Origin of the sequence: Chitinophaga costaii, from assembly GCF_900094705.1 — a bacterium.
Taxonomy (GTDB): Bacteria; Bacteroidota; Bacteroidia; order Chitinophagales; family Chitinophagaceae; genus Chitinophaga; species Chitinophaga costaii.
Genome location: NZ_FMAR01000002.1, coordinates 472792 through 489110, shown reverse-complemented (window position 1 = coordinate 489110; position 16319 = coordinate 472792). Strand labels below are relative to the sequence as shown.

Below are 16319 nucleotides of genomic sequence, written 5' to 3'. Positions count from 1 at the left end.
ACCGTGCTTCATACACCGTTTCCGCACGTCGGTGAGATCTCCCACGGTAAGACGATAAACTTTCATTCCATCTACCCGCACCATCTACAGTACTATGTCCGTGTAATCTTTGGGCTTCGCTTTGTTTGGCAAGCTTACCCCCCACAGCTTCTGCCTAATGGTGTTCGTGTTCCTCGGGCCAGAACTTTGCCGACAGCTTCCTTCAGATTCCACCTCGCGATGGACACCCTTGCTCTTGGCTAATGGTTGGCGATTACATACCCCCATAACGGACTTACACCGTCTAGTTTATCGCCATGCGTGGCGCACCAAAAAATATGCGCCGTGAATACGGCGCATCTAAGCATGAGCAAATCTGTCGAGAGCACTAAAAAAAGTTTAAACCTTTGCTCACTATGCTATTCTAACCTAAACAAGATCAATTTTAACCTTCGGGTATCCATTGCTGTTTTACTGGTGATTCAAATTGCCACTTTTCCCGGACACCTTACATTAAAACGAGAGCTACGCCGCAAAAGTTACATGCCTGGCAATAAAAAAACCGCAGCTATTGCTTGCTGCGGTTTGCCGGGTATATCTTACGTTACTGGATAATTATACGAGTACGGTGCCGGTCATTTCTTTGGGTACCGGAATACCCATGAAGTGCAGGATAGTAGGCGCAATGTCGCCCAGCTTTCCTGGCCGGATGCTGCCCCGAAAGTCCTTGTTAATAATAAAGAAAGGCACCGGATTCAAGGTGTGGGCAGTGTTGGGCGTACCATCGGCATTTACCATGAAATCGGCATTGCCATGGTCGGCGGTTAGGAATACGGTGTAGCCATGGTTTAGGGAGGCGGTCACGACCTCTTTTACACAGGCGTCTACGGTTTCTACCGCTTTAATGGCGGCCTGCCAGATGCCGGTATGGCCTACCATATCGGCATTGGCAAAGTTCAGGGCAATGAAATCAGCGCTTTCGGCATTGATTTCGGCCACAATCTTCGCGGTAATTTCATGTGCGCTCATTTCCGGCTGCAGGTCGTAGGTAGCTACTTTGGGAGATGCGGCCATGAGGCGGCGCTCGCCTTCAAATTCTTTTTCTCGGCCACCACTGAAAAAGAAAGATACGTGCGGGTATTTTTCTGTTTCGGCAATTCGGATTTGCTTACCCCCTTGCAGGGCAATCACTTCACCCAGGGTCATGTTCAGGTTGTCGTTCTCGAAAATTACATGAACGCCTTTGTATGTTTTATCGTACTGGGTCATGGTGGTGTAGAACAGCGGAATGGTGTGCATCTCAAATTCCGGGAAATCCTGCTGGGTAAGCACCTGGGTGATCTCCCGGCAACGGTCGGTGCGGAAGTTAAAGCACAGCACCGCATCACCTTCCTGGAGGGTGGCAACGGGCTGCTGGGCCGCATCGGTAAGGATGATGGGCTTAATAAATTCGTCTGTTACACCCGCCTCATAAGAGGCTTTCACGGCTGCCAGGGCATCGGTGGCTTTGGTACCCACGCCTTTGGTGAGGGCATCATAAGCCAGCTTCACCCGCTCCCAGCGTTTGTCGCGGTCCATCGCATAATAACGGCCCGTTACGGAAGCAATTTTACCACCGTGCTGGTCCAGGTGTTGTTGCAGGTCCGTGAGGAAACCCAGGCCGCTCTTCGGATCCGTATCCCTCCCGTCGGTGAAGGCATGAAGATATACTTTAGAAAGGCCCATGGAGATGGCAATGTTTACCAGGGCTTTGATGTGGTTGATATGGGAATGTACCCCTCCATCGCTCACAAGCCCTATGAGATGGAGGGCTTTATCATTGGATTTGGCATATTGAAGCGTTTCCTGGAGCACCGGGTTTTGCGCTAGTTCACCTTCCCGGATGGCTACGTTGATGCGTTGCAGTTCCTGATACACGATGCGGCCTGCTCCAATGTTGAGATGACCAACTTCGGAGTTGCCCATTTGCCCTTCCGGCAAGCCTACTTCTTCTCCCCAGGTAACCAAGGTGCTGTGGGGGTATTGCTGGTATAAACTGTCTACGAAAGGGGTTTTTGCATTGGCTACCGCATCGGCATCCTTTACTTTACCCTGCGCCCAACCATCCATGATGATCAAAATGGCTTTGTTCTTTTCCATCCGGTTCTGTTTTATAATTCGGTCACAAAGATAATAGATGCTGCGGGCTTAAAAAGCGGAAATCATAGTGCGGGCCAGTAAACACGGCCTCCTCGTAAGATACCTTTCTTTAGCAGCAGTTTAAAAACAGCCATATGATATTATTTTCCATTCGTTTTTATACATTAGCGCCTCCAAAAAATAACAATCGCCGCAAAGCCGCACCAGACATAGGTTTTTGGCATAGTTTTGGCATATTAAAGTTATCAGGCATATGATATGCAGTTAAAATACAGTATGATGAAAAAAATAATGTATGTGTTATGGGCCTTGGGTGCGGTAATTATATTCACTGCATTTACAGCACCGGCACATTCCTCTCAAGATAACACAAAGGCCAAGACTGCCCCGGCAGGCACTTTCGACCTGGTGGTATCCGCCATTAAACAAGGCAATGTAAGCGGACTTACTCCTTATCTCGACAATACCATTGAGATAAATATTTCCGGCAAGTCTAACTCTTATAGCAAAACGCAGGCAGAGGTGATCCTGAAGGAGTTTTTCTCCAAAAACCAGGTAAAATCTTTCGACCTCTTACACCAGGGAGAAGGTGGCGGCGGTTCCCGATTCGGTATCGGTAATATGAATACTGCCGCAGGTGCCTACCGCACTTATTTCCTGCTTCAAAAAAAAGGCAGCAGCATGGTGTTGAACGAATTACGCTTCGAAACCAAATAAGCAAACCTTCACCTACAGCACTTCCTTGCTCCGCTATGCGGAGCTTTTTTTTTTGATAAAAACACGGCAGTCTAGCTAAACATAACCGGCCCACGTCCTGGCAAGGCATTAGCAGGTTAATTCCAATCTAATCCCTGACTGCCGGGATTAATGTAATTTTGCCACCGAAGCCTAAAACGGCCACCCGTTTTAAAATTCCAAGAACTATGGCATTAGATACAATCGCATTATCAGCATTCATTACCAGTGCGCTGGCAGAAGACGTGGGCAGCGGCGATCATTCTACCCTGGCTTGCATTCCCGCCAACGCAGAGGGCAAAGCACAGCTCAAGATTAAGGAAGCCGGCATCCTGGCTGGCATGGAAGTAGCCGAAGCTATTTTCCGGCACCTGGAGCCTGCCACCGTATTTACCGCCCTTAAAAAAGACGGTGAGCCAATGCAGGCTGGTGAAGTAGCCTTTACCGTGGCCGCTCATGTGCATACCCTGCTTACCGCCGAAAGACTAGTCCTGAACTGCATGCAGCGGATGAGCGGCATTGCCACGCTCACCCATCAATACGTACAATTGTTACAACCTTATCATAGCCGTATCCTCGATACCCGTAAAACCACCCCCAATTTCCGCCTGCTGGAAAAAGAAGCTGTGCGCATCGGGGGGGGCATCAATCACCGCATGGGCTTGTACGATATGATTATGCTAAAAGACAATCACATTGACTTTGCTGGTGGCATACCTGCTGCCGTGGCCCGCACGGTTGACTATCTGAAAGCGCATGACCTACATCTCCGCATTGAGGTGGAAACACGCAATCTTACGGACGTGGAGCAAGCGCTGGCCACAGGCAAGGTAGATCGCATTATGCTGGACAACTATACGACAGATCAACTCCGGGCCGCCCTGGAACTTATACAAGGAAAGGTCGAAACAGAAGCCTCCGGCGGTATTACACTGGAAAATATAGTTTCCTATGCACAAACCGGCGTAGATTACATCTCCGCAGGCGCTATCATCCACCACGCCGTGAGCCTGGATCTGAGCCTCAAAGCGTTATAAGCGCCGCTAGCATCCAATCTTATATACCAGCATGCAAAGAATTTTGAAAAAGATCCTCATTATTATTAACCGGAATGCCGGTACTAACCGGCAAAAAAGGCTGGATGACTTTATCCTCCAGCATTTTCCGGACTCCACCTTTCACGTAGAAACGGTGTACCTCGCCTACCTGGGCCACGGCCATGACCTGGCCCGCGATGCAGTAACCAGGGGGTTCGACATCGTAGTGGCGGTAGGTGGCGATGGCTCTATCAATGAAATTGCCAGGGGACTGGTGGGGAGTAATACCGCGCTGGCCATCATACCCTTGGGCAGCGGCAACGGTCTGGCCCGGGCGTTAAAGATTCCCCTTAATGTAAATAAGGCCATGGAACTGATCGCCACCGGGAGATCCCGGCTCATGGACGTAGGCTTTGCCAATGAACACCTGTTCCTCAGTAATGCCGGCATTGGTTTCGACGCCAGGGTGGCCGAGGAATTCCGCCATACTAAACACCGCGGCCTATATGGCTACGCCAGCCAGGTGATCAAAAGTTTCCGGAATTACCGCTATTTGCCTTATCATATCAATATAGACGGTAAACAACTCAGCGAACCCGCTTTCCTGCTTACCATTGCCAACAGCAACCAGTTTGGCTTTGAATTTAAACTTGCTTCGGAAGCCACGGTGTTTGACGGGCAATTTGACCTCTGCCTGGTGCGCCCTATCAATTTCTGGCAACTGGCACCTTTGAGCTTTCACTCCCTCCGGGGCAACCTGCAAAAAACAAGTTACATGCAACATTACACTGGCCGCTCGGTAACCATACACAGCGAGCAGCTCGAATGCCTGCAGGTAGATGGAGACGCTGTTCCCCTAACCTGTGGCCAGCAGGTAACATTCCGGCTGGAACCGGCATCGCTCCAGGTGATCGTGGCCGAATAATTTATCTTTTAAAATGAATGCTTATGTCCAAAAACAAAAGAACCACCAGCGGTATTGTTTATTCCACCAACCCGGATTTTAAACCGGAACAGCCTACGCCGGACATCCAGGAAACTTTGCCTCCTGCACAGCAGCTACTGCGGGTTAAACTGGACACCAAACAACGTGGTGGCAAAACAGTAACGCTGGTAGATGGCTTCATTGGCACTACAGACGACTTGGAAAAACTGGGCAAGGAACTGAAAACAAAATGCGGCACCGGCGGCAGCGCTAAGGACGGGCAGATCATCATACAGGGCGATTATAAAGTCAAGGTGGTACAATGGCTGGTGGGATGGGGCTATACTAAAACGAAATAACTTTTACCGAACATAGGCTTATGCTTACCGATAGCCGCCGGCAACCTACCGGCGGCTATCGGTATTTTAGCACGGCGCCGCCGTATGGCAACCGTGCAAACATTTATATTTTGTATTTTGTTGCAAAGTTTCTTTATGCCTGTACGAAAGAATACGTGGATCTTACCAGTACTCCTTTGCCTGAAAATACTGCTGCAATACTGCATCATATCCCCTGCTTACGATCTTCACCGCGATGAATATTTACACCTGGACCTGGGCAACCATCCGGCCTGGGGCTACCTGAGCGTTCCACCCTTATCGGCTTTGGAAGCCATCTTTATTCATTGGCTGGGAAATGGCGAGTGGGCCGTCCACCTGGTACCGGCCCTTTTCGGCGCGCTTACATTACTGGTGATATGGCGGCTCACCGCCGCGCTGGGCGGGCGTTTGTATGCACAGGTACTGGCAGCGACCGCCTTCATCTTTTCTTCGTTCTTACGCGTGAACATGTTGTTCCAACCCGTTTCCTTTGACATTCTTTCCTGGACGCTGGTCTATTATTGTTTGATCCAATATATCCGAACAGAAAAAAGCAAGTGGATGATCTGGTTGGGGGCCGCGCTGGGAATAAGTTTCCTTAATAAATACAATGTAGTGTTCCTCGTGGCAGGGTTGCTGCCCGCATTGTTGCTCACACCACAGCGGGTGTTATTTACGCGCAAACATTTTTGGTATGCGCCGGGTATTGCGTTGCTTATTGCGTTACCTAACCTGGTATGGCAGGTGCAACATAATTTCCCGGTGGTGCACCACATGCGTGAACTCAGTAAAACACAATTAGTGAATGTAACCGCCGGTGGTTTTATCATTGACCAGTTGATGTTCCTGGCCAATGTTATCTTCCTGTGGGCCGGCGCACTAGTGGCGCTTTTCCTGTATGCACCTTTCCGGCCCTACCGTGCCGTGGCATGGTCGTTCTTTTTTGTGATCATCATTTACATAGTGGCGCATGGTAAATCTTATTATGCCTTTGGGCTGTATCCCACGCTGATGGCCTTTGGCAGCGTATATTTTGAACACTTGTTTCAGGCCGGCCGCCAGCGCTACTGGCGCGTGGCCTGGCTGCTTATTCCCGTAGCATTGATGATCAGGGTAGCAGACATTGTATTTCCGATCTCCAGCCCGGCAAAACTGCAAACACAGCACACCCGCATGCAGCGACTTGGTCTGCTGCACTGGGAAGATGGTAAAGATCATTTGCTGCCACAAGACTTTGCTGATATGCAGGGCTGGCACGATATGGCGGCATTGGCGCTCAGCGCGTATCGCAAATTGCCGGACAGTGTGAAGCCCAACATCCTTGTTATTTGCGGCAACTATGGACAGGCAGGGGCCCTGAATTATTATAACCGGGGGAAGATGCCCGAAGCCATTGCCTACAATGCAGATTATGCATACTGGTTCCCGAAAATAGATACGTTACAGGCTATCATTTTACTGGATGATGAACCAGATGAATTAGCGAAGAAAGTATCCGGCAGTATTGTAAAAGAAGGGGAAGTAACAAATGCATATGCGCGGGAACAAGGCACGGCGGTTTTTACGTTGACCAGGCTACAACCCGGACTGCTGGAGCTGCTGCGGAAGAAGGCAAAGGCGACGGTGAATGAGTATGAGGGCCGAAATAGCAAGACACTACGCTAAAAACAAAAGCGGCAACCCGCTTTCCGGATTGCCGCTTTTGAAAAGTGCGTTCAACTATTAGTATTGCCAGAGATCTTGTTCTTTATTAAAGATCTTGTCATGGATGGCCTGGCCTTCCATCAGGCGCATTACGCCATCCTTAATGTAGTCTTTAATCTCGCGGTTGTAGTTATTATTCTCTTTAATGATGTAGCTGGAGAAAAAGCGCATTTCAAATACATCTTCCCAACTCATGCTGCCGGCGTCGTTATTTTGGTTATATACATCGTACTTGGCCAGCACCGGGCGCATATCGGGATAGTATAGCCAGAACAAAGGAATAGCCGCACGTAACGTACCATCTTCATTCATACGCGATACCATGGGCGCAATGCCGAGGATGCGCACTTTCATGGCAGAAGCCTCTTTATCGATTACCCAAACTTCTTTCACCTTGTATTGCTTGATGGTTTCAGGATTAAAATCATCCTGGGTTTCCACCATTTTTTCCTCACCGGTTACGGGATCAATGCTGCGCACGGACTTAACTTCCCCTTGCAGTTTGCTTTTAATCTCTTCGTAAGAGATGGGAGTGGTGAAACGGTCATCGATAGGATTAAAGGCTTCTATCTCTTTATTTTTGATAGCGTTCAGCATAATGTTAATGAACAACTGGTTGGTACCGCTTTCATCCTCCACATTATATTGGAAAGGTAAGTTCATTTTTTCGCGGATGTCGATGATCTGCCACACACGTTTTTCCCAGAACTTGTCATCTTCCCGGATATAATCGTAAGCAAGGGGTGTACGGTCGCGAATGAGGGTTTTAGCCGTCACTCCGTCTACCCGTTTAGAGGTGCGGGGCGTATCAATCAACGGGCCGGCAGCGATACCGTCCGGGCGCAGCGACGGTTTAGCGTCGGTGGTGGGCGGTGGTGTTGCCACAGTATTGCCGGTAGCCGGATTTGTTACACCGCTGAGCGTGTCAGCCTGCTGGGCAGCCGTTGGTTTCCTCCTGGTCGTTCCCCCACGGCGGCCTTGTGCATCGGCGCTGGTGGCGATCAGGGTTACCAGTAAAACGCACCATGCTATTCGATTAATCATTGTTGAACGCATAGAAATCAAATTGAATAGAACCGTGTTAGTTTAATTTGAAAGAGATGTTGCCCATGTCCCTTACGCGACCATCCGGGCCTTTCACCTTTACGTTATCGAAATACACCTGGTCACCTGGTTTCAGCGAAGCAATAGTGGCTTTTACGGTGGATGGGAAATAAGCGCTGTTAGCATCCCCTTCTGCGTAATCTTTTCCCTTTGCATCGATACCAATGCGGTAACCTACTACATCATATTTCACCCCTTCAAATTCAAAGTTTTCCAGGTCGGCCCGCAAGCCGCCTTGTACTTTGAACTCGGAAGCTTTCATATAACCTGATTTGTTAAACCCAACTTTCAATACCGGATCGGGAATGAACTTCACCCGGAACTCTTTTGAGCTGAGTGTTTTCCCATCGGCAGATACGTTAATATTAGCTTTGCCGGGGGCGCTCACGGTAACCAGGAACTGGCCTGCAGCTTTCTTAGCAATGCTACCACCAGTTACTGAAGCTTCTACCTTTTCGGCTGGTACACCCGCTGCAGTGATAGAGATAGGATTTTGTACGCCTATATAAAGCACATTCATCTTATCGGCAGAGATAGAAGTCGCAGACGCACCTACGGTGTAGGCTTCATCGATATCGGCATTAATTACTTCACCATTTGGTTTTTTCAAAGAAATAGTACCGGTCAGTTTCTTTTCTCCCAGGCCAGATACCGGCATGGTATAAGTAGCGATACCATTTTCTACTTTCAGCGTTTGACCATTTACAACGATGTCTGGATTTACCGTACTGCTGTAGGCCCCAATCGCGATGTGGGCGGTGAGCGTCTGGCCTTCCTGCAAGTTGCGGGAGTCCATTGACACGAAAGACTGCATCTTATCGAAGGGAATATCGTTCGCGTGGATCTGTTTCAACAGGTCTTCAGCTACCATTGCCTCGGAATTTTTCACGTCGTTTTGCAGCTTACCGATAATGGTTACGGCAGCAACCACTGGCACCATGTTAAAGTGGTAGGTAGTCCAGGATTTGTCTTTACCATCTTCTCCTTTATACCGGTCTTCTATCTGCAAAGGCAGCGCTTTGTTGAAGGCTTCTTTTTCTTTAGGATCTACGTTATTCAGCAGGTTGGTACGGAACTTTTTGAGCAGTGCTTCCAAAGCCGGACCTCTTTTCTGGTTCTCCATGATGCGGGTAGGCACGTCCAGATTAGCCTTTTCTTTCACCTCTTTTTCACCATTTACTTCTTCCCAGCCACCGCTTTCTTTTACGATGAGCTGTTTCAATGCTTCCAGAGAGTCGTATGCGGCTTGCGCCTCTGATTTAACCGCGTCTGCTTTGGCCTTCAGCGGACCTACTCTTCCGGGATCGGCTGCTAATTGCTTATCAAAAGCGCTGTAAACAGAATTATTTTTTCCGGTAATGGATAAATTCGAGTGATCGATAGAATTGTTTACGATGGTAAATGCATTCAGGATTTCTGCGGACACGTTCAATGCGAGCATAGCAGTAAGTACCAGGTACATGATGTTTACCATCTTTTGCCTGGGGTCTCTAGGTAATGCCATAGTTTTTTTTCTTTTAGATGAAAGTTTTTATTTAACTATAACAATCCTTATCCTTTCATTGCAGAAAGCATATTACCATATACAGTGTTCAGGTTGCCGAGGTTTTTAGCCAGCAGCGCGATCTGTTCCTGTGTTTTCTTGGCATCTTCCACGCTACCATTCATGGCTGCGGATGCATTCACCAGGTTGCCGTAAAATTTGTTCATGGCTTTCAGGTGATTATTGGTATCCTGCAACTCCAATTCATAAATAGCGTTGAGCGAAGCGAGGTTTTTGCTCATCACCTGCATTTGCTCGTGGAAAGATTTGGTAGCGTCTGAAGCGCTGTTGAAAGAAGACACGGCAGCGGCAGCGTTGGTATACGCAGTAGCTACGTTACCTACTGCTACGGCAGCTTCTTTCGTTTTGGCAGTATAATCGCCTGTTGCAGCTACCACGTCAGAGATGTCACGCATCTTGTCTACGGTAGTGCCCAGTTTCTGGAAGTTTTCGCTCAGGCGTTGCAGGCTTACTGGCGTGATATTAGCATCACCCAGCATTTTATCCAAACCAGCCACATTAGGGCTGCCAGCAGCAACAACAGTAGTATGGGCCGGGGCCTCATGGCCGCCGGTATCAGGTACAAATGCGTATACGAAGAAAATCAATGCCTCTACACTCAATCCAAGGATCAAGGCGATGTCAGCACCTTTCCAGTGTTCCAATTTGAACAAGGCCCCGATGATCACCACAGATGCAGCCGTACATACAAAAAAGTTGAGCCATTTCGCTTTGTTAGGATTCATAGCCATAGGTTAAAATTTACTTTTTTAATTTAAATTTTGTTTAGGTTAAAATTGAAGTTTATGGAATAGTTAATTGCGCTAACGACCTTGCTGTTTTTCTACAGAGTTTGTATTCCAGAATTACTTATGCTTGCTGAAATCGTTACGGGAGCGGCTCAAGAAGGCGATCGTACAACGGAAACCAATGTAGGATTTAGCACTGTCCTGGTATTCGTAGGAACGGGTACCGTTTTGCAGAAAAAAACCGATATCTTTCCACGAGCCGCCTCTTACGGCCTTACGTTTCATTTTCGGTGCTGCCGTATCTGGTATATCCATACGCAGGTACGGGTTCATATCGGAAGTGAAGGAGTAAGCATTTTCATAATACACGTCCTGTGTCCATTCTGCTACGTTACCTGCCATATTATATAGACCGTAATCGTTTGGCCAATACGCATCCGCAGCAACGGTATAAAAACCGCCATCTTCCGGATAATCGCCACGGCCCGGCTTAAAGTTAGCCAGCAAACATCCTTTTTTATTGCGAATGTATACACCGCCCCAAGGGAAGGGCGCTTGCTCACGACCACCGCGGGCAGCATATTCCCACTGGGCTTCTGAAGGCAACTGGAACTTATCTTCTGTAAAGAGCTTTTTAGACTGACGGTAATCTTCCCAATAACGGCTGCGCCATTCATTGAAAGCATTGGCCTGGTGCCAGTTAACCCCTACCACCGGATACCTGTCGAATGCCGGGTGCCAGAAGTACATACGCGTCATAGGCTCGTTATAAGCGTAGGAGAAATCACGTATCCAGCAAAGGGTGTCCGGGTAAATGGGCACGTCTTTTTTCACAATAAACTGTGAGCGCGGCTTGCCGGCATTAGAACGCAGCTTTGCCTGATCCCAGTTAAACGTTTCTGAATGGTAGATCAGCTTATAAACATCAATCTCTTTTTTCCCGTATAAGCGGTTTTCCTGCGAATAATAAAGAGGCTCCATCTTTTCCATGGTGGCCTTATCCGCATAATTAATCTTCTGCTTCCAGTCGATGTAATCCTGCCCGTCATCCTGCTTTACATGACCCAGCAAAATATGCGCCACAGAGTCCCGTACCCAGTTTACAAACTGGCGGTATTCATTGTTCGTAATCTCGGTGGCATCCATATAGAAACCAGAGATAGAAATCGCCTTGTTGCGCGCTGTGAAGGAATAGTTTACATCCTCATCACTAGGCCCCATGTGAAAAGTGCCGGATGGCACATACACCATCCCATAAGGTACAGGGGGAAAATACTTCGGTCTGGGACTTACACCGATTAATTGCCCTTGCGCATTGCTCGGAGCTTTTTTACTACCGCCACAACTGGCCAGCAGGCTAACCAGCACCATCGCAAAAAGACCACTGAAAAAATTAAGCTTCATAAGGGTAGCTTTCATTAGAATATGTGTTTTACGCAGAAACCGCCAGGTGCCTTTTAGCCTGTTGTAAGGACACACGCCTCACTATTCACCCGGAAAGTTTTATCGAAGATAGCAAATGTAACGATATTTTTTAATCCGTAGTCACTTTTCCTCCAAACTTTTCTCACCGGTTTAGGCCCTCGCGGGATATATAAACGCAAATTTTAACATTTTATTATACAGGCCCAGGGCCGTTTTTAGTTACTATCTTGACTCTATATGCAAGATAAAACAAATATTAAATTAATTTAATAATTTCTCTGATGTCCTTGACCGGTTTAAGGCAATAATAATTTTCACACACATAGATCAGCGTTTGCCCCTCTTGCTCCCGGTTGCGCAGCAAAGGGTAGTCTGGCCGATCTTTTTCCGCTCCCAACAATACCCTAAACGGAATATATACGGCTCCAATGTCTTTCAGCCGGTCCCGGAAAGCCCCGCCCACTATAGCAATTTCACGCGTACCTACTACCAGCTGTAACACAAAATTACACCATACACCAAAGGAGGTTGGGTAGCGTGCCAGGGTTTGGGATAATTGGGCCCCCATTTTCACAGCCCGCTCCGACCATTCTGGCCGGTCGTACACCAGTGCTAGGTACCAAAGGTTGGCTGCCATGATGGAATTGCCACTGGGTACTGCCCCGTCGTAAATTTCCTTTTTACGGACAATTACGTCCTTTTGTGCAGCAGATGTGTAATAAAAAAACAGGTGCTGCTCATCGGAAAAAGCATGGATTACATGCTCCGTCAACAGCTTGGCATTTTCCAGATATTGGAGTTCTCCCGTGGCTTCCTGCAGGGCTATCATGCCCCGGATCAGCCAGGCATAATCGTCCAGGAAGGCCGGATATTTGGCCAGACCGGCCTTCCAGGTATGGAAAAACGCTGCGTCTGTACCCGGTTTCTTTAGTTGCGCCCAGCAAAACGCGGCGTTTTTTACCGCCGCATCGAGATAGGGCTGATGGCCTAAAGCGGCATAGGCTTTACAATAGGCATGCATCAATAACGCATTCCACCCTAATAAAATTTTGTCATCCAGCCCGGGATGCACTCTTTTTTTCCGCTCTTCCAACAACGCGGCCCTACACTCGCCCAGCACCTGTTTCAGCCAGTTTTTATCATGGTGGTTTTTACTTGCAAAAATTTCAAGGGTTTCAGGTATCCACAAAATATTGGTATGTTCCCAGTTCCCCCCCTCTTGTACGCCATAAAAGTCGCAGAATAGCTGGGCCTTTTCGATTAATATGTTTTCTATTTCTTCCTTGCTCCAAGTATAAAACTTCCCTTCTACACCCTCAGAATCTGCGTCCAGGGCAGCATACCAGCCACCGCTTGCATCTTGCAGCTCCGTTTCTATAAAGGCAAGGGTATGTTGGATGGCCTCAGCATAGGTTTCGTCTTGGGTAAGCTGGTAGGCTTCGCTTAAAGTGTCTACGAGCAAGGCGTTGTCATAGAGCATTTTTTCGAAATGCGGAGCCAGCCATTTCTCGTCTGTAGCGTAGCGGGCAAACCCGCCGCCTAGCTGGTCGTAAATGCCGCCCTGTATCATTTTATCCAGCGACAACCGGGCCTGGGCAGTGGCAGCAGGCTGTTTAAAAAAATGCCCGTAGCGTAGCAGGTATTGTATGTTAAAGCTCCCCGGAAATTTAGGCGCCCGTCCAAAACCACCCCAGGTTTGGTCTGCTTGGGCCATAATGTTTTTATACATATCGTGGCACTGGTCCTGGGTAAATAATTCCTGGCGGGGTATGTTCAGTTCGAGAGCAGGGTTAAGGCCAAAAGCATTACTATTGGTCATGTGGCTGATGAGCTGTGTAGCCTGGGCTTCCAGGTCGCCCCGTTTTTCAACATAGGCCTGGCGGATAGAATGCAACACATCTGTCCAAGAAGCCCGGTTAAACATAGCCTTAGGCGGGAAATAGGTGCCGCCGTAAAAGGGGCGGGTATCCGGCAGCAGAAACACGTTGAGGGGCCAGCCACCCTGGCCAGTCATGGCCTGTACGGCATCCATATAAATATGATCCAGGTCGGGACGTTCTTCCCGGTCTATTTTAATGTTGATAAAGTACTGGTTCATGAGGGCGGCAGTAGCTTCATTTTCAAAGCTTTCCCGCTCCATAACGTGACACCAGTGGCAGGCTGCATACCCAATACTTACCAGGATAGGCTTGTTTTCGTGGCGGGCCCGCTCCAACGCTTCCTCTCCCCAGGGGTACCAGTCTACCGGATTATGTGCATGCTGTAATAAGTACGGACTGCTTTCCTGTGCTAATCGATTCATCTCCGAGATTTAAAAAGGGAGCTACCCAACTGTTGGGTTCTACCCCCGGATGCGCGCTCAATGAAGTGATAAGTAGGTGTTCTTCAACGCACTAAGTCTTCTACAAGATAAGCCGTGTTCTGAAATTATTCATATTAAAAAAATAAAAAAAGGACCGCTTTTCAGACAGTCCTTACTAATGTTATGTTTATTAGGTAGTGATAACCAGAAAGGCTATCATTTCGCTTTTATTTATCCGTATAATTATACCAGAACCTGGCTAGGTTATTTTTTGCCAATACCTACGAGATATTGCTCCAGGGCCGCCACCATGGAAGGAGCCTGTGGAGCAGGAGCCTTCACATCTAGCCGCAAACCAGCCTGCTCTACAGCAGCGGAAGTTGTGGGGCCAAAAGCCCCTATTGCCGTGCCGTTCTGCACAAAACCGGGTACGTTCTCAAACAGCGACTTTACACCGAAGGGGCTAAAAAATACGATGAGATCGTATTCCTGTTTTCCCAACACTTCTTTTACATCGTTGCTAACGGTTTTGTAAAGACTAGCCGTAGCATACTCACACTTATTGGCTTTCAGCCATTCTTCAATATCTTTTTGCTGACTGTCGGAGCTGGGGAAGAGAAACTTTTCGTTATCACGGTGCTTATTCATTACTTCCAGCAGGCTCTTAGAAGAGCCATCTGCACCATAGAATACTTTGCGTTTACGATACAGAATAAATTTTTGAAGATAAAGTGCTACTGCTTCGGTAATACAGAAATATTTGCAATCCTGTGATACTTTTAGTTTCATCTCTTCGCACACCCGGAAAAAGTGATCTACCGCGTTTCGGCTGGTAAAGATCACCGCAGTGAATTGCAGAATGTCGATCTTTTGCTTCCGGAAATCTTTGCCGCTCACACCTTCTACCCGGATAAATGGAAAGAAATCCAATTTAACGTTGTATTTCTTAGCTAAGTCGAAATAAGGAGATTTTTCTGTTTCAGGCTTAGGTTGGGAAATAAGGATCGACAAGGTGTGTTTACTCTGCAAGTCTTTTTTTGGCCCGCCTTTTATCATACATTATTGTGATTGCGCTAGTGTTAACAATTCGCTTGTAAACTGCTATTTTACCCGTTAACCAGTTTCAGGAGCACCTTCGTCAAAATGAGTACGGGCGCGACCTCGAATGCGCAAAGGTAAAGAAAAAAATGCAATTTACTGAATGACAGGTATTGTTTAACCAGGGAATAAGATCTAATGTACCTATATACAATTAGTAACACGATAAAAATTATCGAAATATAGAGGAAAAACTTCGCGATAGGCGGGGAGCAAAATGCCAGGATTACCAAAAAGGGAAGTAATACCACACCAGCCACTTTATTCACCAAATAGAGAATGAATATATAAGCATCTACCAGCTCTTCATTGCCAAATAACCATCCGCACAAACGCAGCACTACATATTTTATGAAATAAATAACCGCCACCAGCAGAATGAGTGCAGGAATAAGCATAAGTGGATTATAGCCGGAAATGTATTGCTGCCGGTACATCACCAGGAAAAGGTATACGCCCAGACTAATGGCAAAAAAGATATTAAGTAAAAAGTTAGGGAAAGGCGACTGCGATAACTGGTCCTTTAACTGGCGCTGGCTGAGCGTAGGATTGGTGAAGGCGCGAAACAGGTCAGTAAAATATTTTTGATACACCATGCGGATAATACCCAGGATAAGTGTTACAACCAACATGATATACACCAGCCAATCCATGTTGTGGTAGTTGCGCAATGGGTTCATGTCGTAATAATGTGGCTTAGGCTCATTCAGCAGCAGGTTGCTGCTGCGGAGGGCGTGCATAAGGCTGTCGTATGCCAGGGAACTGGCGCTAGGCCGGTGAGCCGGCTTGAGGGCGATGGCGGCGGCGGCTACCCGGGCGGCGGCAGAATCTGCTGCAGTTGCGGATGGGTTATTGCTATTCCAGGAACCACGCGCACCTGCCTGGGCTGCCAGGCCAGTGTCTGGCCTGGCGCGGGGAAGTATGCGGCCCAGGGAGTCGCGCTTTACTTTGGCCAGGATAGGGCGGCCCAGGGAATCTCTTTTGACTGGAGCAATAATGCGACCCAGCGAATCCCGGCGCACTACTGGCTGCACACCTAACGGGCGGCCCAGGGAATCGCGGCGTATTTTCGGCGCACTGGACACCGGATGGCCCAGGGAATCTCTTTTGACCACTGCAGCGGTACTCTTTTTAACGCCCGCCTGCCCGGTATCCGGATGGGCCGGGTTGCCCGTTTGGGCGAAAAGCATAGTACTATT

General features: G+C 48.1%; 13 protein-coding genes. 5 read left to right on the top strand and 8 right to left on the bottom strand.

Annotation, left to right across the window (positions count from 1 at the left end; all coding sequences use genetic code 11):
• Nucleotides 1–594 precede the first annotated feature (594 nt).
• Nucleotides 595–2118 carry a 2,3-bisphosphoglycerate-independent phosphoglycerate mutase gene (gene gpmI / locus GA0116948_RS05155; protein WP_089709538.1) on the bottom strand — a complete coding sequence of 508 codons (1524 nt, stop codon included), beginning with the start codon at nucleotides 2116–2118 and terminating at the stop codon, nucleotides 595–597.
• A gap of 276 nt (nucleotides 2119–2394) precedes the next feature.
• Here gpmI and GA0116948_RS05150 point away from each other — a divergent pair, with 276 nt between their 5' ends.
• The 5 genes from GA0116948_RS05150 (at nucleotide 2395) to GA0116948_RS05130 (ending at nucleotide 6860) form a co-directional block, all read left to right on the top strand.
• Nucleotides 2395–2835 carry a DUF4783 domain-containing protein gene (locus tag GA0116948_RS05150; protein ID WP_165798411.1) on the top strand — a complete coding sequence of 147 codons (441 nt, stop codon included), beginning with the start codon at nucleotides 2395–2397 and terminating at the stop codon, nucleotides 2833–2835.
• Between the two features lie 206 nt (nucleotides 2836–3041).
• On the top strand, nucleotides 3042–3890 hold the full coding sequence (nadC, locus tag GA0116948_RS05145; protein ID WP_089709534.1) for a carboxylating nicotinate-nucleotide diphosphorylase: 849 nt from the start codon (nucleotides 3042–3044) through the stop codon (nucleotides 3888–3890).
• A 31-nt stretch (nucleotides 3891–3921) separates the two neighbouring features.
• The gene (locus GA0116948_RS05140; protein ID WP_089709532.1) at nucleotides 3922–4815 is read left to right on the top strand and encodes a diacylglycerol/lipid kinase family protein; all 894 of its coding nucleotides are present in this window, start codon (nucleotides 3922–3924) and stop codon (nucleotides 4813–4815) included.
• A gap of 23 nt (nucleotides 4816–4838) precedes the next feature.
• Complete coding sequence (locus GA0116948_RS05135; RefSeq protein WP_089709530.1) at nucleotides 4839–5174, top strand: translation initiation factor; 336 nt, start codon at nucleotides 4839–4841, stop codon at nucleotides 5172–5174.
• A gap of 135 nt (nucleotides 5175–5309) precedes the next feature.
• Nucleotides 5310–6860, top strand: coding sequence for an ArnT family glycosyltransferase (locus tag GA0116948_RS05130; protein WP_165798410.1), 1551 nt, complete (start codon nucleotides 5310–5312; stop codon nucleotides 6858–6860).
• Between the two features lie 57 nt (nucleotides 6861–6917).
• Here GA0116948_RS05130 and porN read toward each other — a convergent pair whose 3' ends face one another.
• The 7 genes from porN to GA0116948_RS05095 all read right to left on the bottom strand — a co-directional run bounded on the left by porN (nucleotide 6918) and on the right by GA0116948_RS05095 (nucleotide 16310).
• Nucleotides 6918–7955: a type IX secretion system ring subunit PorN/GldN gene (porN, locus tag GA0116948_RS05125; protein ID WP_089709526.1), complete on the bottom strand. Its 1038-nt coding sequence runs from the start codon at nucleotides 7953–7955 to the stop codon at nucleotides 6918–6920.
• A 25-nt stretch (nucleotides 7956–7980) separates the two neighbouring features.
• Nucleotides 7981–9507: a type IX secretion system motor protein PorM/GldM gene (gene porM / locus GA0116948_RS05120; RefSeq protein ID WP_089709524.1), complete on the bottom strand. Its 1527-nt coding sequence runs from the start codon at nucleotides 9505–9507 to the stop codon at nucleotides 7981–7983.
• A gap of 47 nt (nucleotides 9508–9554) precedes the next feature.
• Nucleotides 9555–10292 carry a type IX secretion system motor protein PorL/GldL gene (porL, locus tag GA0116948_RS05115; RefSeq protein WP_240619182.1) on the bottom strand — a complete coding sequence of 246 codons (738 nt, stop codon included), beginning with the start codon at nucleotides 10290–10292 and terminating at the stop codon, nucleotides 9555–9557.
• A gap of 120 nt (nucleotides 10293–10412) precedes the next feature.
• A complete protein-coding gene (gene porK, locus GA0116948_RS05110) occupies nucleotides 10413–11714 on the bottom strand; it encodes a T9SS ring complex lipoprotein PorK/GldK (protein WP_240619181.1) in 1302 nt (433 codons plus the stop codon).
• Nucleotides 11715–11976: 262 nt separating this feature from the next.
• A complete protein-coding gene (locus GA0116948_RS05105; RefSeq protein WP_089709521.1) occupies nucleotides 11977–14022 on the bottom strand; it encodes a thioredoxin domain-containing protein in 2046 nt (681 codons plus the stop codon).
• 264 nt (nucleotides 14023–14286) lie between these two features.
• Nucleotides 14287–15078, bottom strand: a complete 792-nt coding sequence (locus tag GA0116948_RS05100; RefSeq protein ID WP_089709519.1) for a uroporphyrinogen-III synthase — start codon at nucleotides 15076–15078, stop codon at nucleotides 14287–14289.
• 50 nt (nucleotides 15079–15128) lie between these two features.
• The gene (locus GA0116948_RS05095; protein ID WP_165798409.1) at nucleotides 15129–16310 is read right to left on the bottom strand and encodes a DUF4271 domain-containing protein; all 1182 of its coding nucleotides are present in this window, start codon (nucleotides 16308–16310) and stop codon (nucleotides 15129–15131) included.
• Nucleotides 16311–16319: the final 9 nt, after the last annotated feature.

Coding starts and splice junctions, on each gene's coding strand:
- nadC (WP_089709534.1), top strand. CDS start 3,042: ATGGCATTAGATACAATCGCATTATCAGCATTCATTACCAGTGCGCTG.
- gpmI (WP_089709538.1), bottom strand. CDS start 2,118: ATGGAAAAGAACAAAGCCATTTTGATCATCATGGATGGTTGGGCGCAG.
- porL (WP_240619182.1), bottom strand. CDS start 10,292: ATGAATCCTAACAAAGCGAAATGGCTCAACTTTTTTGTATGTACGGCT.
- GA0116948_RS05135 (WP_089709530.1), top strand. CDS start 4,839: ATGTCCAAAAACAAAAGAACCACCAGCGGTATTGTTTATTCCACCAAC.
- GA0116948_RS05095 (WP_165798409.1), bottom strand. CDS start 16,310: ATGCTTTTCGCCCAAACGGGCAACCCGGCCCATCCGGATACCGGGCAG.
- GA0116948_RS05150 (WP_165798411.1), top strand. CDS start 2,395: ATGATGAAAAAAATAATGTATGTGTTATGGGCCTTGGGTGCGGTAATT.
- GA0116948_RS05105 (WP_089709521.1), bottom strand. CDS start 14,022: ATGAATCGATTAGCACAGGAAAGCAGTCCGTACTTATTACAGCATGCA.
- porM (WP_089709524.1), bottom strand. CDS start 9,507: ATGGCATTACCTAGAGACCCCAGGCAAAAGATGGTAAACATCATGTAC.
- GA0116948_RS05140 (WP_089709532.1), top strand. CDS start 3,922: ATGCAAAGAATTTTGAAAAAGATCCTCATTATTATTAACCGGAATGCC.
- GA0116948_RS05100 (WP_089709519.1), bottom strand. CDS start 15,078: ATGATAAAAGGCGGGCCAAAAAAAGACTTGCAGAGTAAACACACCTTG.
- porK (WP_240619181.1), bottom strand. CDS start 11,714: ATGAAAGCTACCCTTATGAAGCTTAATTTTTTCAGTGGTCTTTTTGCG.
- GA0116948_RS05130 (WP_165798410.1), top strand. CDS start 5,310: ATGCCTGTACGAAAGAATACGTGGATCTTACCAGTACTCCTTTGCCTG.
- porN (WP_089709526.1), bottom strand. CDS start 7,955: ATGCGTTCAACAATGATTAATCGAATAGCATGGTGCGTTTTACTGGTA.